This window comes from Sphingopyxis sp. OPL5, assembly GCF_003797775.2.
Lineage (GTDB): Bacteria > Pseudomonadota > Alphaproteobacteria > Sphingomonadales > Sphingomonadaceae > Sphingopyxis.
Genome location: NZ_CP060725.1, coordinates 4,019,657 through 4,033,292, shown reverse-complemented (window position 1 = coordinate 4,033,292; position 13,636 = coordinate 4,019,657). Strand labels below are relative to the sequence as shown.

Annotated in this window: 12 protein-coding genes and 1 tRNA gene; 6 read left to right on the top strand and 7 right to left on the bottom strand. The window is 66.8% G+C overall.

Annotated elements, in window-relative coordinates; translation table 11 throughout:
* Nucleotides 1-24 precede the first annotated feature (24 nt).
* Nucleotides 25-1,041 (bottom strand): NADP-dependent oxidoreductase, encoded by a 1,017-nt coding sequence (locus EEB18_RS19440; RefSeq protein ID WP_187142238.1) that lies wholly within the window; start codon nucleotides 1,039-1,041, stop codon nucleotides 25-27.
* An 87-nt stretch (nucleotides 1,042-1,128) separates the two neighbouring features.
* Here EEB18_RS19440 and EEB18_RS19435 point away from each other — a divergent pair.
* Nucleotides 1,129-1,204 (top strand) — tRNA-Ala (locus EEB18_RS19435).
* Nucleotides 1,205-1,234: 30 nt separating this feature from the next.
* Here EEB18_RS19435 and EEB18_RS19430 read toward each other — a convergent pair.
* From EEB18_RS19430 to EEB18_RS19415, 4 genes are all read right to left on the bottom strand, one after another.
* Entirely contained in the window at nucleotides 1,235-2,398 is a 1,164-nt protein-coding gene (locus EEB18_RS19430; RefSeq protein WP_056351895.1) for an acyl-CoA dehydrogenase family protein, read from the bottom strand.
* A 19-nt stretch (nucleotides 2,399-2,417) separates the two neighbouring features.
* A complete protein-coding gene (locus EEB18_RS19425) occupies nucleotides 2,418-3,467 on the bottom strand; it encodes an aspartyl/asparaginyl beta-hydroxylase domain-containing protein (protein WP_262408014.1) in 1,050 nt (349 codons plus the stop codon).
* A gap of 47 nt (nucleotides 3,468-3,514) precedes the next feature.
* Nucleotides 3,515-4,411: a DUF4349 domain-containing protein gene (locus tag EEB18_RS19420; protein WP_187142240.1), complete on the bottom strand. Its 897-nt coding sequence runs from the start codon at nucleotides 4,409-4,411 to the stop codon at nucleotides 3,515-3,517.
* 327 nt (nucleotides 4,412-4,738) lie between these two features.
* Nucleotides 4,739-7,030, bottom strand: a complete 2,292-nt coding sequence (locus EEB18_RS19415; RefSeq protein ID WP_187669122.1) for an ATP-dependent helicase — start codon at nucleotides 7,028-7,030, stop codon at nucleotides 4,739-4,741.
* A gap of 314 nt (nucleotides 7,031-7,344) precedes the next feature.
* Here EEB18_RS19415 and EEB18_RS19410 point away from each other — a divergent pair, with 314 nt between their 5' ends.
* Nucleotides 7,345-7,911, top strand: coding sequence for a septal ring lytic transglycosylase RlpA family protein (locus EEB18_RS19410; RefSeq protein ID WP_187142470.1), 567 nt, complete (start codon nucleotides 7,345-7,347; stop codon nucleotides 7,909-7,911).
* Nucleotides 7,912-8,002: 91 nt separating this feature from the next.
* The gene (locus EEB18_RS19405; protein WP_187142471.1) at nucleotides 8,003-9,268 is read left to right on the top strand and encodes an MFS transporter; all 1,266 of its coding nucleotides are present in this window, start codon (nucleotides 8,003-8,005) and stop codon (nucleotides 9,266-9,268) included.
* Between the two features lie 31 nt (nucleotides 9,269-9,299).
* Here the strand turns inward: EEB18_RS19405 and rsmD are convergent, their stop codons facing one another.
* Together rsmD and EEB18_RS19395 are read right to left on the bottom strand one after the other, a co-directional pair.
* Nucleotides 9,300-9,842, bottom strand: coding sequence for a 16S rRNA (guanine(966)-N(2))-methyltransferase RsmD (gene rsmD / locus EEB18_RS19400; RefSeq protein ID WP_187142472.1), 543 nt, complete (start codon nucleotides 9,840-9,842; stop codon nucleotides 9,300-9,302).
* A complete protein-coding gene (locus EEB18_RS19395) occupies nucleotides 9,842-10,714 on the bottom strand; it encodes a pseudouridine synthase (protein WP_187669028.1) in 873 nt (290 codons plus the stop codon). Before EEB18_RS19395 ends, rsmD begins: the two co-directional genes overlap by 1 nt.
* Before the next feature lie 154 nt (nucleotides 10,715-10,868).
* On the opposite strand from EEB18_RS19395, the gene EEB18_RS19390 reads away from it, so the two are divergent.
* From EEB18_RS19390 to EEB18_RS19380, 3 genes are all read left to right on the top strand, one after another.
* Nucleotides 10,869-11,309, top strand: a complete 441-nt coding sequence (locus tag EEB18_RS19390; RefSeq protein WP_056351872.1) for a response regulator — start codon at nucleotides 10,869-10,871, stop codon at nucleotides 11,307-11,309.
* Nucleotides 11,310-11,412: 103 nt separating this feature from the next.
* Nucleotides 11,413-12,825 (top strand): MFS transporter, encoded by a 1,413-nt coding sequence (locus EEB18_RS19385; protein WP_262408013.1) that lies wholly within the window; start codon nucleotides 11,413-11,415, stop codon nucleotides 12,823-12,825.
* Nucleotides 12,826-12,827: 2 nt separating this feature from the next.
* Nucleotides 12,828-13,571, top strand: coding sequence for a tetratricopeptide repeat protein (locus EEB18_RS19380; RefSeq protein WP_187141447.1), 744 nt, complete (start codon nucleotides 12,828-12,830; stop codon nucleotides 13,569-13,571).
* Nucleotides 13,572-13,636 lie beyond the last annotated feature (65 nt).

The following is a 13,636-nucleotide window of genomic DNA, read 5'->3' as shown; positions in this document are numbered from 1 at the left end:
TTCGCGGGGGCGACGGTATGGGCATCAAACCCGAACCAGCATCTTCCCCATATTCGTCCCCGCGAACAGCCCCAGGAACGCCTCGGGCGTCGCCTCCAGCCCCTCATGCACGGTCTCGCGCATCGTCACCGCGCCGCTGGCGATCAGCCCGCCCATGTCGGCGTAGAATTCCTCGACGCAGTCGAAGAACTGGTCGGTGTAGATGAAGCCTTCCATGCGGATGCGCGCCGGGATGGTGCGGATCAGATATTTCATCTCCTGCGCCTTGCCATCGTTATAGACGTCGATCATGCCGCAGATCGCGAAGCGCGCGAAATCGCTGGCGGTCGCGAAGGCGGCGTCGAGATGTTCGCCGCCGACATTGTCGAAATAGACGTCGATCCCCGGCTTGCCGAGCTTTTCGAGCGCAGCGGCAAGTTGCGGCAGCACCGGGCCGGCCTTGTAGTCGATCACCGCATCGGCGCCGAGATCGAGGGCCCAGGCGCATTTGTCGGCGCCGCCGGCCGAGCCGATCACCGTCATCTCGCGCGCCTTGGCGATCTGGACCACCGCCGACCCGACCGCGCCCGCCGCCGCCGAAACGAAGACAGTGTCGCTGGGTTTCGCCGCCGCGATGCGGAGCAGGCCGATCCAGGCGGTGCCACCGGTCAGTCCCATATTGTGCAGGAAGGTCTGCGGGGTCATCCCCGCCGCGAGCATGGCGGCGGGCAGCTTGTTCGGCGACATGTCGAGGCCGATGACGCCGCCATCGCGCCAGCCGCCCATGTGAAGGATCAGGTCGCCGGGGGCAAAGCCGCCCATATTGCTTTCGATCACCTCGCCGATCGCGCCGCCGGTCATCGGCTGGTCGATCTGGAAGCTGGCCGAATAGCTTTTCGCGTCGTTCATCCGGCCGCGCATATAGGGGTCGACCGACAGCCACAGATTCTTCACCCGCAGCTGGTCGGCCTGCAACGGCGCGTAGGGGAGGTCGCGGAGGGCGAAATTGTCCATCGTCGGCAGGCCCGTTGGCCTGCTGGTCAGGTGCCACGCTCGCGCCATCATATCCCCCTCGATAAGTGTCCGTCGCCCAATCGTCAGAAAAGCCGTTGCCAGCCGTATTCGGTGCCGTTAAGACCCCGCCGTCGCGGGGCCGTAGCTCAGATGGGAGAGCGCTGCAATCGCACTGCAGAGGTCAGGGGTTCGATTCCCCTCGGCTCCACCAGCGACCCGATTCCCCCAATTTCCGAACCGCTTACCCCGCGAAGTCGCGAATCATGTTCTTCGCGATCACTAGCTGCTGAATCTGCGTGGTTCCTTCATAGATGCGGTAAATGCGGCAGTCGCGATAGAAGCGCTCGGCCAGATATTCCTTGAGATAGCCGGCGCCGCCGTGGATCTGGACGACGCGATCGGCGACCCGCCCGCACATTTCGCTCGCGAACATCTTGGTCGCGGCGGCCTCGACGATGATCTTTTCGCCGCGGTCGGCGCGCGCGCAGGCGTCGGCGAGCATGCATTCGGCGGCGTAGATTTCGGCTTTGCTGTCGGCGAGCATCGCCTGGATCAACTGGAAATTGGCGATCGGCTCGCCGAACGCCTTGCGCTCCATCGCATATTGCAGGCCCGCATCGAGCATGCGCTTGGCATAGCCGACGCTGGCGGCGGCCACCGACAGCCGTCCGTTGTCGAGGCTCTGCATCGCGGCGCGGAAACCGATGCCTTCTTCGCCGCCGAGCAGCGCATCGCCGTCAACCCGGACATTATCGAGGATGACGTCGGCGATCTGCGATCCCGCCTGGCCCATCTTGCCGTCGGGCTTTCCGATCGACACACCGGGCGCGTCGCGCGGGACCATGAAGGCGCTGACATGCGCGTTCTTGGGCAGCGCCTCGGCATTGGTGCGCGCCATGACGAGGATGACGTCGGCGAAGGGGGCGTTGGTGATGTAGCGCTTGGTGCCGTTGAGCACATAGCCGTTGCCGTCGCGCACCGCGCGCGTCTTCATCGCCGCGCTGTCCGACCCGCTGTCGGGTTCGGTGAGGCCGAAGGCGGCGATGGTGCCGGTCGCGAGCTTGGGCAGCCAATGTTCCTTCTGCTGATCGGTGCCGAAACCGGTCAGCGACTTGCACACCATGCCGATGTTGATCGACACGATCGAGCGATAGGCGGGCGAGGCATAAGCGATCTCGCGGATGAAGCCGACATATTGGCTGACGTTCATGCCCGCCCCGCCATATTCGGGGGGCATGGTGATGCCGAACAGGCCCATGTCCTTCATCTCGGCGAGGATGTCGTCGGGAACGCGGCCAAGCTCCTCAAGCTGGTCTTCGGCGGGGATCAGCCGGTCGCGGACATAGCGCTGCAACTGTTCGATAAAGGCTTCGTAGATGTCGGCGTCCATTCCCGGGTTGGTCATCATATTTTCCTCATTTGGCTCATTGTTCTGAATAGCTGTCGATCGCGGAGAAGATGCGCGTCAACTGGTCGCGCTCGTCGGCGTCGATGTCGGGGCGCCAGATTTCGAAGAGCATCACGGTGCGGTCGCTGGTCCCGCGGTTCCACGCTTCATGTTCGAAACTGTCGTCGAAGATCGTCAATTCGCCTTCGCGCCATGCGCGCGTCTCGGCGCCGACGCGCAGACCGCAGCCGTCGGGGACGATCAGCGGCAGGTGGCAGATCAGGCGGGTGTTGAGCATGCCGTGGTGCGGCTGGATATGCGTGCCGGGTTTGAGCCGCGAGAAGAGCGCGAGTGGCGCGCGGCCCGGGATCACCGGTTGCGGCGCCTGCGCGAGCGCGGCGAGGGCCTCTGGGCAGAGCATGTCCATGCCCTCGGCGATTTCGCCGTCCTTCCAAAGCCAGGCGGCGCCCCAGTCGGCTTTATCGAGCAGCGGATTATTGGGGGGAGGCCGGTCGGGGCTGGCGGTGACATAGGGGCCGAAACGGTCGGCGGTACCCGCGATCAAGGCCTGCAGTTCGGCGCGGATCGCATTGGTTGCGGCCTCGACCGCGGGCACCCAGCCGAAATCGGCGCGGTCGAAAAAGGGGCGCTGCGTCAGGCCGGGGAAATAGAACATGCTCGGCTGTTGCAGGTAGAGCGGCTGGTCGCCGGCGAGCATGCGCAGCGCCTCGGCAACGCGCGGGGTCGCGCCGGCGGCGTCGATCCCCGCGCCGCGCAATTGGCCGAGCAGGTGATCGGCAAAGGCTTGTTCGGTCGCGGCGAGAAAGATCTCGGCGCGCTGGAGGCCGGGGTGCAGCGTGGGCGGGACGCTGCGGGCCTGGGCGGCGGTACCGAGCGCGAGGCGATAGAAGCTGCCCGCGGCGCGGTCGTCGGACAGCCGGCGCTTGAGTTCGGCCATGGCGAGGATCGCGGCGATATTGGCGCGATCGGCGCGGATCGCGGCGTCGAGCGCGGCGCTTTCGCCCGCGTCGTCGCCGCGCCGGTGGGCCGCGCGCGCCTGCTCCAGCCATGTCCCCTCGCCGGTCATGGCGCTTGCCATAGCGCCGCGCGGCCCCTTTGCAAGAAGCGGTGGGCCTAGATTTCCGGCGGCGGCGTTGCCGAAGGCGCGGCGCGCTTGCCGACCAACCACCTGCGGACCGCGACGACCGGCGGGGTGCGCCACAGCAGCAGCAGCCCGGCGAAGAACAGCGCCCAGGGCAGGACCGCGGCGCCGACGACGAGGACGAACGAGAGCAGGGTGCTGCCGCTGCGCACCAGCATGTTCGCCGCGTCGCTGAACGGATTGCCGTAACCGATGCCGGGCAGGCCGCCGGTGCCCTGATAGTCGAAGACCATCGGGGTCGTCGCGAGCTGGACCTCGCCGCCGCGCCGCGTTTCGCGCTCACCGTCGAGTTGCTGGCGCAGCCCGGCGATCTGCTGCTGGAGTTCGGTGCGTTCGCGGTCGCCTAGCCCGCCCTGTTTAAGTCGGGTTTCGAGGCGCGTGATCTCGTCGGCGAGGCCCGCGCTGCGGCGCTGCGAATCGCTGATCTGCCCGCCGACGTCCTCGCCGGTGATATTGGCTGCGGCGAGCACGCCCTCGGCCTTGGCGACGCTGGCGATCGCATCCTTGCCGAACTTGCGGGCGATGGCGGGGTCGAGCTTGAATTCCAGCCGGCCCTCGACCTCATTGTCGCGGATCAGCCGGTAATCCATGCCGGTGATCCGGCAGCGCGCGACGCCGAGCGTTTCGCAGGCGGCGGCATGTTCCTCCTGCACCGCAGCGATGCGGTCGTCGTCGAGGCGGAAGGCGTAGCGATAGTTGAAGGCGACCCCGGGAGCGGCGGTGATCGCGACGTCGGGGCCGCCGGCGGCGTCGGCGGAAACCATTTCGGTGGCGGCGGGGGCGCTGCTCGCCGCCGATTCCTCGGACGCTTTTTGGCCGCAGCCGACCAGCACGAGCGCCATCGCGCCCGCCAAGAGCTTGGTTTTCATGAGACTCTCCCAAAGATGCGACTCGTTGGCCGCACGATATGGAGTATCATAACTGATCTGGTTGACAATGGATTTTGTGGGGCGCGGAATTGGAGCGGAATGGGACCGGTTTCGGGTGAGAGTTGCCGTCTGACTCCCCTCCCGCAGGCGGGAGGGGTTGGGGGTGGGCCAGCAGCGGCGCGATTGCCCACCCCGCTGCGACTAACGAGCAAGCTCGTAAGTCTCACTGCCCCTCCCGCCTGCGGGATGGGGGTATCCGTTCATTTCTCGAACGTTCCCTCTCCACCGCCAATACCCGGGCAATCGATCCCGCCAAAACAGCCTTCGTCAGGCCGCCTTCACAAAACTGTCGAGCACCCTCTTGCTGCCAGCCGACTCGAATTCGACCTCCAGCTTGTTGCCGTCGATATCGACGATCTCACCGTAACCGAACTTCTCGTGAAACACGCGCATCCCGATCGCGAGGTCGGCGCGCGGCTTGGCACCGACCGAGGCGGCGGGGCCGCGTTCGCTGGGTGCGGGAGCGCGGGTGATCGTCGTCGACCCTGCCACGGCGCGCTGCCAGGCGGGGCCGCGCGTCATCGTGCGCGAGGGGTTGCGCTCGGCGACATGCGCGAACGGATCGCCCTGCGCCGACCAGTTGGCGCGCCACAGGCTTTGGCCGCCGCCGAAGCTGTTTTCGCTGTCGACATGTTCGGGCGGAATTTCGGCGATGAAGCGGCTGGGGATGCTGCTCGTCCACTGGCCGTAGATGCGGCGGTTGGCGGCGTGATAGATGCTGGCGCGCACGCGGGCGCGGGTGATCGCGACATAGGCGAGGCGGCGTTCTTCCTCGAGGCTGGCGATGCCGCCTTCGTCCATTGAGCGCTGCGACGGAAACACGCCGTCTTCCCACCCTGCAAGGAATACATGGTCGAACTCCAGCCCCTTGGCGGCGTGGATCGTCATGATCGTCACCGTCTCGGTGGTGTCGTCATTGTCGCGGTCCATGACCAGGCTGACATGTTCGAGGAACGCCTCGAGCGACTCATATTCCTCCATCGCGCGGACGAGTTCGGACAGGTTTTCGAGGCGGCCCGCGGCCTCGACGCTGCGGTCGGCCTGCAGCATCGCGGTATAGCCCGATTCGTCGAGGATCAGTTGGGTCAGCTCGGGGTGCGACAGGTCGTTCGCCTTGGTCCGCCAGCCGCGCATCTGCGCGACGAACGTGGCGAGCTGGCGTCGCGCCTGCGGGGTGAGTTCGTCGGTTTCGGTGATCTGCGACGCCGCCTGCAGCAAGGGCGCGCGTTCGGCGCGGGCGAACTGGTGGATGCGCTGGATCGCCTTGTCGCCGAGGCCGCGTTTGGGGACATTGACGATGCGTTCGAAGGCGAGGTCGTCGGCGGGCGACTGGACGAGGCGCAGATAGGCGAGGGCATCGCGGATTTCGGCGCGTTCGTAAAAGCGGAAACCGCCGACGATGCGGTACGGCATGCCGATCGCGATGAAGCGGTCTTCGAACTCGCGGGTCTGGAACTGGGCGCGGACGAGGATCGCGGCGCGGTCGAGCGAGACACGGCGGTGCTGGAGCGTTTCGAGTTCCTCGCCGACGCGGCGCGCCTCCTCGGGGCCGTCCCAGACGCCGACGACGCGGACCTTGTCGCCGGGCTCAAGCTCGGTCCACAACGTCTTGCCGAGCCGACCGCTGTTCTGCGCGATCAGCGCCGAGGCGGCGGCAAGAATCTGCGGGGTCGATCGATAATTTTGTTCGAGGCGGATGACGGTCGCGCCCGGGAAATCCTTGTCAAAGCGCAGGATGTTCGCGACCTCGGCGCCGCGCCAGCTGTACACCGACTGGTCGTCGTCGCCGACGACGCAGATATTCTTGCGCGATTGCGCCAGCAGCCGCAGCCACAGATATTGGCTGGCGTTGGTGTCCTGATATTCGTCGACGAGGATATATTTGAAGCGTTGCTGATACTGCTCGAGCACGTCGCGGTGGGTTTTCAGGATCACCAGCATGTGGAGCAGCAGGTCGCCGAAATCGCAGGCGTTCAATGTCTTGAGCCGCGCCTGATAGAGCGCGTAAAAATGCTGGCCCTTGCCGTCGGCCCAGGCTTCCTTGTCGGCGGCGTCGAGGTCGGACGGGACGAGACCGCGGTTCTTCCACTTGTCGATCAGCCCCGCGAGCTGGCGCGCCGGCCAGCGCTTCTCGTCGAGTCCCTCGGCCTGAATCAGCTGTTTGAGCACGCGGAGCTGGTCGTCGGTGTCGAGGATGGTGAAATTGCTTTGCAGCCCGACGAGTTCGGCGTGGCGGCGCAGCATTTTGGCCGCGATGCTGTGGAAGGTGCCGAGCCAGGGCATGCCCTCGACCGCGTCGCCGATCATCCGTCCGATCCGCTCGCGCATCTCGCGCGCCGCCTTGTTGGTGAAGGTGACCGCGAGGATTTCGGAGGGCCAGGCGCGGCGCGTCGCGATGATATGCGCGAGGCGGGCGGTGAGCGCCGCGGTCTTGCCGGTGCCCGCACCCGCGAGCATCAGCACCGGGCCTTCGGTGGTCAGCACCGCCTGCCGCTGAGGGCCGTTGAGGCCGCGCAGATAGGGCGGGTCCGAGGGGGCGGGGCGGGCGAGGTCGGGCATCGAGGCAGGGGTATCGTTCACGCGCGAACGATTAGGAACAGCGCGCGCGCTGTCCAGCGGGGAGGGGTGGATTTGGTTGCGGGGGTGATCGCCGGCGATCGGTGGCGGGCATAGCGATCCTCCCCGGCACGGGGAGGATCGCTATGCCCGCGCCGCCCTCCAATCCCGTTCGTGTCGAGCGAAGTCGAGACACCCCGAAGGCATGCACTCCCGATGGGTGTCTCGACTTCGCTCGACACGAACGGAAATTGAGCGTGGTTTCAAACCCAACCTCCCTCTTTATCCCGGCCATCTTCGCCTCTACCGTCACCCCGATGCGAGCCTATCCCATACTCCGGCTGACGGGCACGGCATCGGCGGCCCTGCTGCTGACCGCCTGCGCCGGCGGCAATTTTCGTCCGGTCAGCGACACGCCGGTGCGGATCGGCCCGGCCTATGCGGTTCGCGGCACCACCTATGTGCCCGCCGCCGCGCCGGGTTATGACGCGGTCGGCTACGCCAGCTGGTACGGCAACGAATCGGGCAACCGCACCGCCAATGGCGAGCCATTCCGGCCCGGCTGGATCACCGCCGCGCACACCACGCTGCCGCTGCCGACCTATGTCGAGGTGACCGCGCTCGACAGCGGGCGGCGGATCATCGTGCGGGTCAACGACCGCGGCCCCTTTGCGCAAGGCCGGATCATCGACCTGTCGCGCGCTGCCGCCGAGGAACTGGGCATCAAGGCGCAGGGGTATGCGCCGGTAAGGGTCCGCCGCGTCGAGCCGTCGGAAAAGGACCGCAAACGCCTGCGCGACGGCAAAGCGGCGGCGTCGCTGCCGCCTTTGTCGGGGCGGGAATTGCAAGGGTTGCGGGCGCGGATACCGGGGAAAGACCGATAGGCGCGGCGGCGTTGGAGCGCCATCGGGCTTGCGTGGTGCGGGCCAGTGCGTCCAAGGCGGATAAAACCATCAAGGGGAGGGGTTGGTCGCCATGGATCTGGCACCCTATCGCAAGCATCGGCGCATCCTGACCGCGAGCCTCGTCGGCACCGCGGTCGAATTCTACGATTTCTACATCTATGGCACCGCCGCCGCCTTGGTGTTCGGGCCGCTGTTCTTTCCGTCCGAATCGCCGTCGGCGCAGCTGATGCTGAGCTTCATGAGCTTCGGCCTCGCCTTTTTTGCGCGGCCCGTCGGGGCGGTGGTGTTCGGCCATTATGGCGACCGGATCGGGCGCAAGTCGACGCTGGTGGCGTCGCTGATGCTGATGGGCATATCGACGCTGCTGATCGCCTTCCTGCCGACCTATGCGATGGTCGGCTGGGTCGCGCCGCTGTTGCTCTGCATCCTGCGCTTCGGTCAGGGGTTCGGGCTCGGCGGCGAGTGGGGCGGGGCGGCGTTGCTCGCGGTCGAGAATGCGCCGCCGGGCTGGCGCGCGCGTTTCGGCATGGTGCCGCAATTGGGCGCGCCGGTGGGGTTCATCGCGGCGAATGGCCTGTTCCTGCTGCTCGGGCTGGGCATGAGCGATGCCGAGTTCGCTTCATGGGGATGGCGCATCCCCTTCCTGCTCTCGGCGATCCTCGTCGGGCTCGGGCTGTGGGTGCGGCTCAAGATCGGCGAGACCCCCGATTTCGCCGAGGCGCTCGAACAGGATCGGCCCGTCGGCGTCCCGATCGGCGAACTCCTGAATCGCCATCTGCTGCCGACCCTCGCGGGGACCTTCGCGGTCGTCGCCTGTTTCGCGATCTTCTATCTCTCGACCAGCTTCGCGCTCGCGCATGGGACGACGACGCTCGGTTATCCGAAGGAGCAGTTCCTGCTGATCCAGCTCGGCGCGATCCTGTTCATGGCGGTAGGGATTATCGTCGCCGGGTACTGGAGCGACGCGGCAAGCGCGCAGAAGGTGCTGACCTGGGGCTGCGGGGCGACGATCCTGATCGGCTTCCTGTTCGGGCCGGCGCTGGCGTCGGGATCGTGGTGGCTGATCTTCGCCGGGCTTGCGTCGGCGCTGTTCGTGATGGGGCTGGTCTATGGCCCGCTCGGCGCCTGGCTGACCGGGCTGTTCCCGGTCGAGGTGCGTTACACCGGCGCGTCGATGACCTTCAACGCTGGCGGAATCCTGGGTGGCGCCGCCGCACCCATCGTCGCGCAGGCGCTGGGCGACTGGCGCGGCACCGCGGCGGTCGGGCTGTATCTCGCGCTGGCCGGGGTGATCAGTTTCGGCGGGCTGGCGATGGTGCGCGGGCGCCCATCCTGAATCCTCCTCGCGGCTATGCCGCAGGGAGGACTTAGACGGAGCGGAGCAGCGTGAGCTTCGCTTTGCCAACCTTGCGTTCGGCATCGATCTCGAAGCCCGCGACCTCGATGGCCTCCTTCTCGCCGGTTTCGACCGAAACCCAGGTCTCGGGCGCGATCCAGCCGAGGCGGTTCAATTTGTCGAGCGCGACGCTGCCGGCGCCGGTGGCGTATGGGGCGTCGAGCAGCAGCAGGTCGTAGCTGCGTTTCGCCGGGCCGAGGCTGAGCACCGATCCGGCGCGCACATCCGCACGCGCGGCGGCGCCAAGCGCGGCGAGATTGCCCTTCAACGCATCGAGCGCGTCGCGGTCCTGCTCGGCGAACAGGCAATGCTCGGCGCCGCGCGACAGCGCCTCGATGCCGAGCGCGCCCGATCCCGCGAACAGGTCGGCGACATAAAGCCCTTCGAAGCTGCCGAGGCGGCTCGCGAGCATCGAGAACAGGGTCTCGCGCGTGCGGTCGGCGGTCGGCCGCGTGGCGTCGCCCTTGGGCGCGATCAGCTTGCGGCCGCGCCATTCTCCCGAAATCACACGCATCAGGGCTTGCCCGAACCGAGGTGGCGGCGGAATTTGAACAGATCGTCGCGCGGCACGACGTCGACGTCGCCCATGCCAAGCCCTTCGAGGCTGAACTCGCCGTAACGGGTGCGGATCAGGCGGCTGACTTGCAGCCCGAAATGTTCGAGCACCTTGCGCACTTCGCGATTCTTGCCCTCGGTCAGCGTCATTTCGACCCACTGGTTGCGCCCGGTGCGGCGTTCGAGGTTGGCGATGATCTTGCCATAGCGGACGCCCTCGATCTCGATCCCCATCGCCAGTTCCTCGAGCTGCGTCTGGCTGATCTCGCCAAAGGCGCGGGCGCGATAGGTGCGTTCGACCCCGCTGGCGGGCAGTTCGAGCTGGCGCTTGAACTCGCCGTCGTTGGTCAGCAGCAGCAGCCCCTCGGTGTTGTAGTCGAGGCGGCCGACTGGCATGACGCGCGGCAGGCCCTTGGGCAGCAGATCATAGATCGTCTTGCGCCCCTTGGGATCGCGCGCCGCGGTGATGCAGCCCGCGGGCTTGTGAAAACGATAGAGGCGCGTCGACACCGGCTTGGCGACCGGATTGCCGTCGACGGTCAGCCCTTCGAGCGAGGTCAGCAGCGGCGCCGGGTGGACCACGATCTGGCCGTTGAGCGCGATGCGCCCTTCCTCGACCATACGGTCGACGTCGCGGCGCGACCCGACGCCGGCGCGGGCGAGCAGCTTGGCGATGCGCTGCGGGCCGTCCTCATGCTCGGGCTCGGCCTCTTTGGCTTTGCGCGGGGGCGCGGCGACGCGCGCGGCGCGGCGCCCGCGGGGGGCGTCGGGCTTGTCGTCGGCGGGGCGCGCGGCGCGCGGTCCCGATCGGGGAGGGCGGGGTGATTTCATGGGAACGGAAACGGCTTTCTTGTCGTTATTCGGGGCAAAGTGTTGCGCTGTGACCACGCTCATAGCCGGAAATGCACCGCTTCGTCGATGGTGCGCAAAAGCCGGCTTGCAGGAAGGGTATCAGCGCGTCATGTCGCCGATAAAGGGAGTCATCATGCTGTTCGCGCCCCGCCCGTCGTGCATCAAGCGGCTGCTGGTCATCGAGGATGACCCGCTGGTCGCGTTCGACAATGAGCGGACGCTGAAACACAGCGGTTACGACGTGATCGCCTCGGTCGATTCGGGCGAGGCGGCGGTGGCGCTGATGGCGGTCGAACAGATCGACGCGCTGGTGCTTGATCTGGGACTCGCGGGCGACATGACCGGGCGCGACGTCGCGCGGCTGGCGCGCGATCGCGGCATCGCGGTGCTGCTGGTCACCGGCCAATGCCCCGAGGATGCCGCCGACATCGCGCTCGCCTGCCTGAACAAGCCACACAGCGCGTCGGCGCTGGTCGCGGCGCTGCGGGCGCTCGAGGCGATGAGCTGCAAGAACGAGGCGCCGCCGCGCAAGGTGAGCGGGCTGACGACATATTGGCGGCCCGAGGCGGCGTAAGCCGAACGGTTCAGCGCTGGGCCGCCAAATAGGCGCTTCCAATTTGACCCCGAGGCTTTAGGCCCGTCTTCGAGGTTCCGCGTGGCGGGAAGGGGAGACGAGCTTGCAGCCTGAAACCGTGACGCCGCCGCGCCAGAGCTGGTCGGACAGTATCCGCCCCTATCTTCAGCGCGCGCCGCTGGCTGCCTTGCTTCTCGGCATTTCGTCGGGCTTTCCCTTTGCGATGATCGGGGCGACGCTGACCACGCGACTGGCGCAGGACGGGTTTCAGAAATCGTCCATCACCGCCTTTTCGCTCGCGTTCCTCGTCTATAATCTCAAGCCTCTATGGGCGTGGGTCGTCGATGCGGTGCGCCTTCCCGTCGTTGGCCGTCTCGGTCAGCGCGTGTCGTGGCTGATCCTGACCGCAGCGCTGGTGATGCTCGCGGTTGGCAACCTTGCGCTGGTCGATCCAACCAACGTCGGTGGGTCGCCGGTGGGCCAATTCATGCAATTGTTCGGACTTGGCCACGAAGGCGAATTCGCCGCGCTGTTCGAAATGGCCGTCGGTGCCGTCCTCGTCGGCTTTGCCGGCGCGACGTTCGACGTCGTCATCGACGCCTATCGCATCGAGATTCTCAAGCCCGAACAGCTTGGCGTCGGATCGGGCATGTCGCAATATGGCTGGCGGCTGGGGTCCGCAGGCGCGGGCGGGCTGGCGCTGTTTCTGGCGGCACGACAGGGATGGGAAGCGGCTTATCTGGCCTGCGCGCTGTTCGCCCTGCCGGCCGTGATCGCCGCCTTCTGGGTCGGTGAGCCCGAGCGACACCGCGACGCGGTGACCCGCGAGGGGCGTCCCGGCATCGTCGCCGGCATCGTCGGCCCGTTCACCGAATTTTTCAGCCGCCATGGCGCGTGGCTGGTGCTGCTGTTCATCCTTCTTCACAAGATCGGCGACACGCTGGGCCAGCTGACGCTGCGCCTGCTGCTCGATGACCTGGGATTCAGCAACGACGAGATCGCCATCTATGACGTCGGTATCGGTTTCTGGGCCTATCTGATCGGCATTTTCATCGGCGGCATCCTCTATGCCCGGCTCGGCATGAAGAAGTCGGTGCTGATCAGCCTGATCCTGATGGCGGTGAGCAATTTCAGTTTCGCGCTGCTCGCGATGGCGGGGCACAGCAATTGGGGCCTCGCGGGCGCGATTGGCTTCGAGAATATCGCGAGCGGGATCGGCGGCGTTGTGGTCGTCGCCTATTTCTCGGCCCTGTGCGACCTCCGCTTCACCGCCGCGCATTATGCGCTGATCAGCTCGGCGGCGAGCGTCGTGGGGCGCTTCCTGACGGGTACGACCGCGGGTACGATGATGGAGGAGTTCGGCAATGTGAACTTCTACCTCTTCACCGTCGTCGCGGCGCTGCCAGGAATATTGCTGTTCTGGTGGATGATGCGCAGCGGGCTGGTCGACCTGTCGGTCGGCACAGCCGGCAAGGTGGATGTTGACCAAGAAGCCGCTCCCAAGCCGGTGGGCTGACCATGCTCTGGATCGGCGTCACCATCGCGCTGCAGGTCGCCTGCATCGTCCATGTCTTCCGCAACGGGCGGAACACGGCGTGGGTGATGGCGATCGCCTTCCTGCCGATGATCGGCATGCTCGCCTATTTCATCGTCGAGATCATGCCGAACCTGTCGCGCGACCGGCGGGTGCGGCAGGTGCAGGCGAATATCGCCGACAGCATCGATCCCGAACGCCGGGTGCGCGAGGCGCGCGACGCGGTAGCGTTCAGCGACACGATCGCCAACCGGCTGGAATATGGCGACGCGCTGATGATCCGCGAACGCTATGACGAGGCCTTGAAACAGTTTCGCGAGGCCGAGCGCATGTCGCCGCATACCGACCGCGCGATCGGGATGCGGATCGCCGAGGCGGCATATGACGCCGGTCTTGTCGCCGATGCGCTGGCGGCGCTCGACCGGCTGCCCGAAACCGGATCGCAATCGGAGCGCGACCGGCGCGATCTGCTGCGCGCGAAGGTCGCCGAACTCGACGGGCGGACCCGCGATGCGCTGGCGCTGTACCGGGCGATCGTCGACCGGGTACCAGGCGACGAGGTACGCTGCCGGATCGCGGCGCTGCTGATCGCCGATGGTGACAAGGCCGGCGCGCGGTCGGTGCTGAAAGAGGTCGAGATGCGGATGCAACGCACGCCGCCGGCAATGCTCAAGACCAACGCTGACATGTATGGCTGGGCGAAACGGATGCTCGCGGAGCTAGGGTAGCGCGGTTCCTGGGTGGAACGCGACGCTCCTTTTCCCGTCACCCCGGGCTTGACCCGGGGCCTGCC

Bases quoted from the DNA above. Each gene is read 5' to 3' on its own strand.
- EEB18_RS19440 (WP_187142238.1), bottom strand. From the start codon at position 1,041: ATGGCGCGAGCGTGGCACCTGACCAGCAGGCCAACGGGCCTGCCGACG.
- EEB18_RS19430 (WP_056351895.1), bottom strand. From the start codon at position 2,398: ATGACCAACCCGGGAATGGACGCCGACATCTACGAAGCCTTTATCGAA.
- EEB18_RS19425 (WP_262408014.1), bottom strand. From the start codon at position 3,467: ATGACCGGCGAGGGGACATGGCTGGAGCAGGCGCGCGCGGCCCACCGG.
- EEB18_RS19420 (WP_187142240.1), bottom strand. From the start codon at position 4,411: ATGAAAACCAAGCTCTTGGCGGGCGCGATGGCGCTCGTGCTGGTCGGC.
- EEB18_RS19415 (WP_187669122.1), bottom strand. From the start codon at position 7,030: ATGCCCGACCTCGCCCGCCCCGCCCCCTCGGACCCGCCCTATCTGCGC.
- EEB18_RS19410 (WP_187142470.1), top strand. From the start codon at position 7,345: ATGCGAGCCTATCCCATACTCCGGCTGACGGGCACGGCATCGGCGGCC.
- EEB18_RS19405 (WP_187142471.1), top strand. From the start codon at position 8,003: ATGGATCTGGCACCCTATCGCAAGCATCGGCGCATCCTGACCGCGAGC.
- rsmD (WP_187142472.1), bottom strand. From the start codon at position 9,842: ATGCGTGTGATTTCGGGAGAATGGCGCGGCCGCAAGCTGATCGCGCCC.
- EEB18_RS19395 (WP_187669028.1), bottom strand. From the start codon at position 10,714: ATGAAATCACCCCGCCCTCCCCGATCGGGACCGCGCGCCGCGCGCCCC.
- EEB18_RS19390 (WP_056351872.1), top strand. From the start codon at position 10,869: ATGCTGTTCGCGCCCCGCCCGTCGTGCATCAAGCGGCTGCTGGTCATC.
- EEB18_RS19380 (WP_187141447.1), top strand. From the start codon at position 12,828: ATGCTCTGGATCGGCGTCACCATCGCGCTGCAGGTCGCCTGCATCGTC.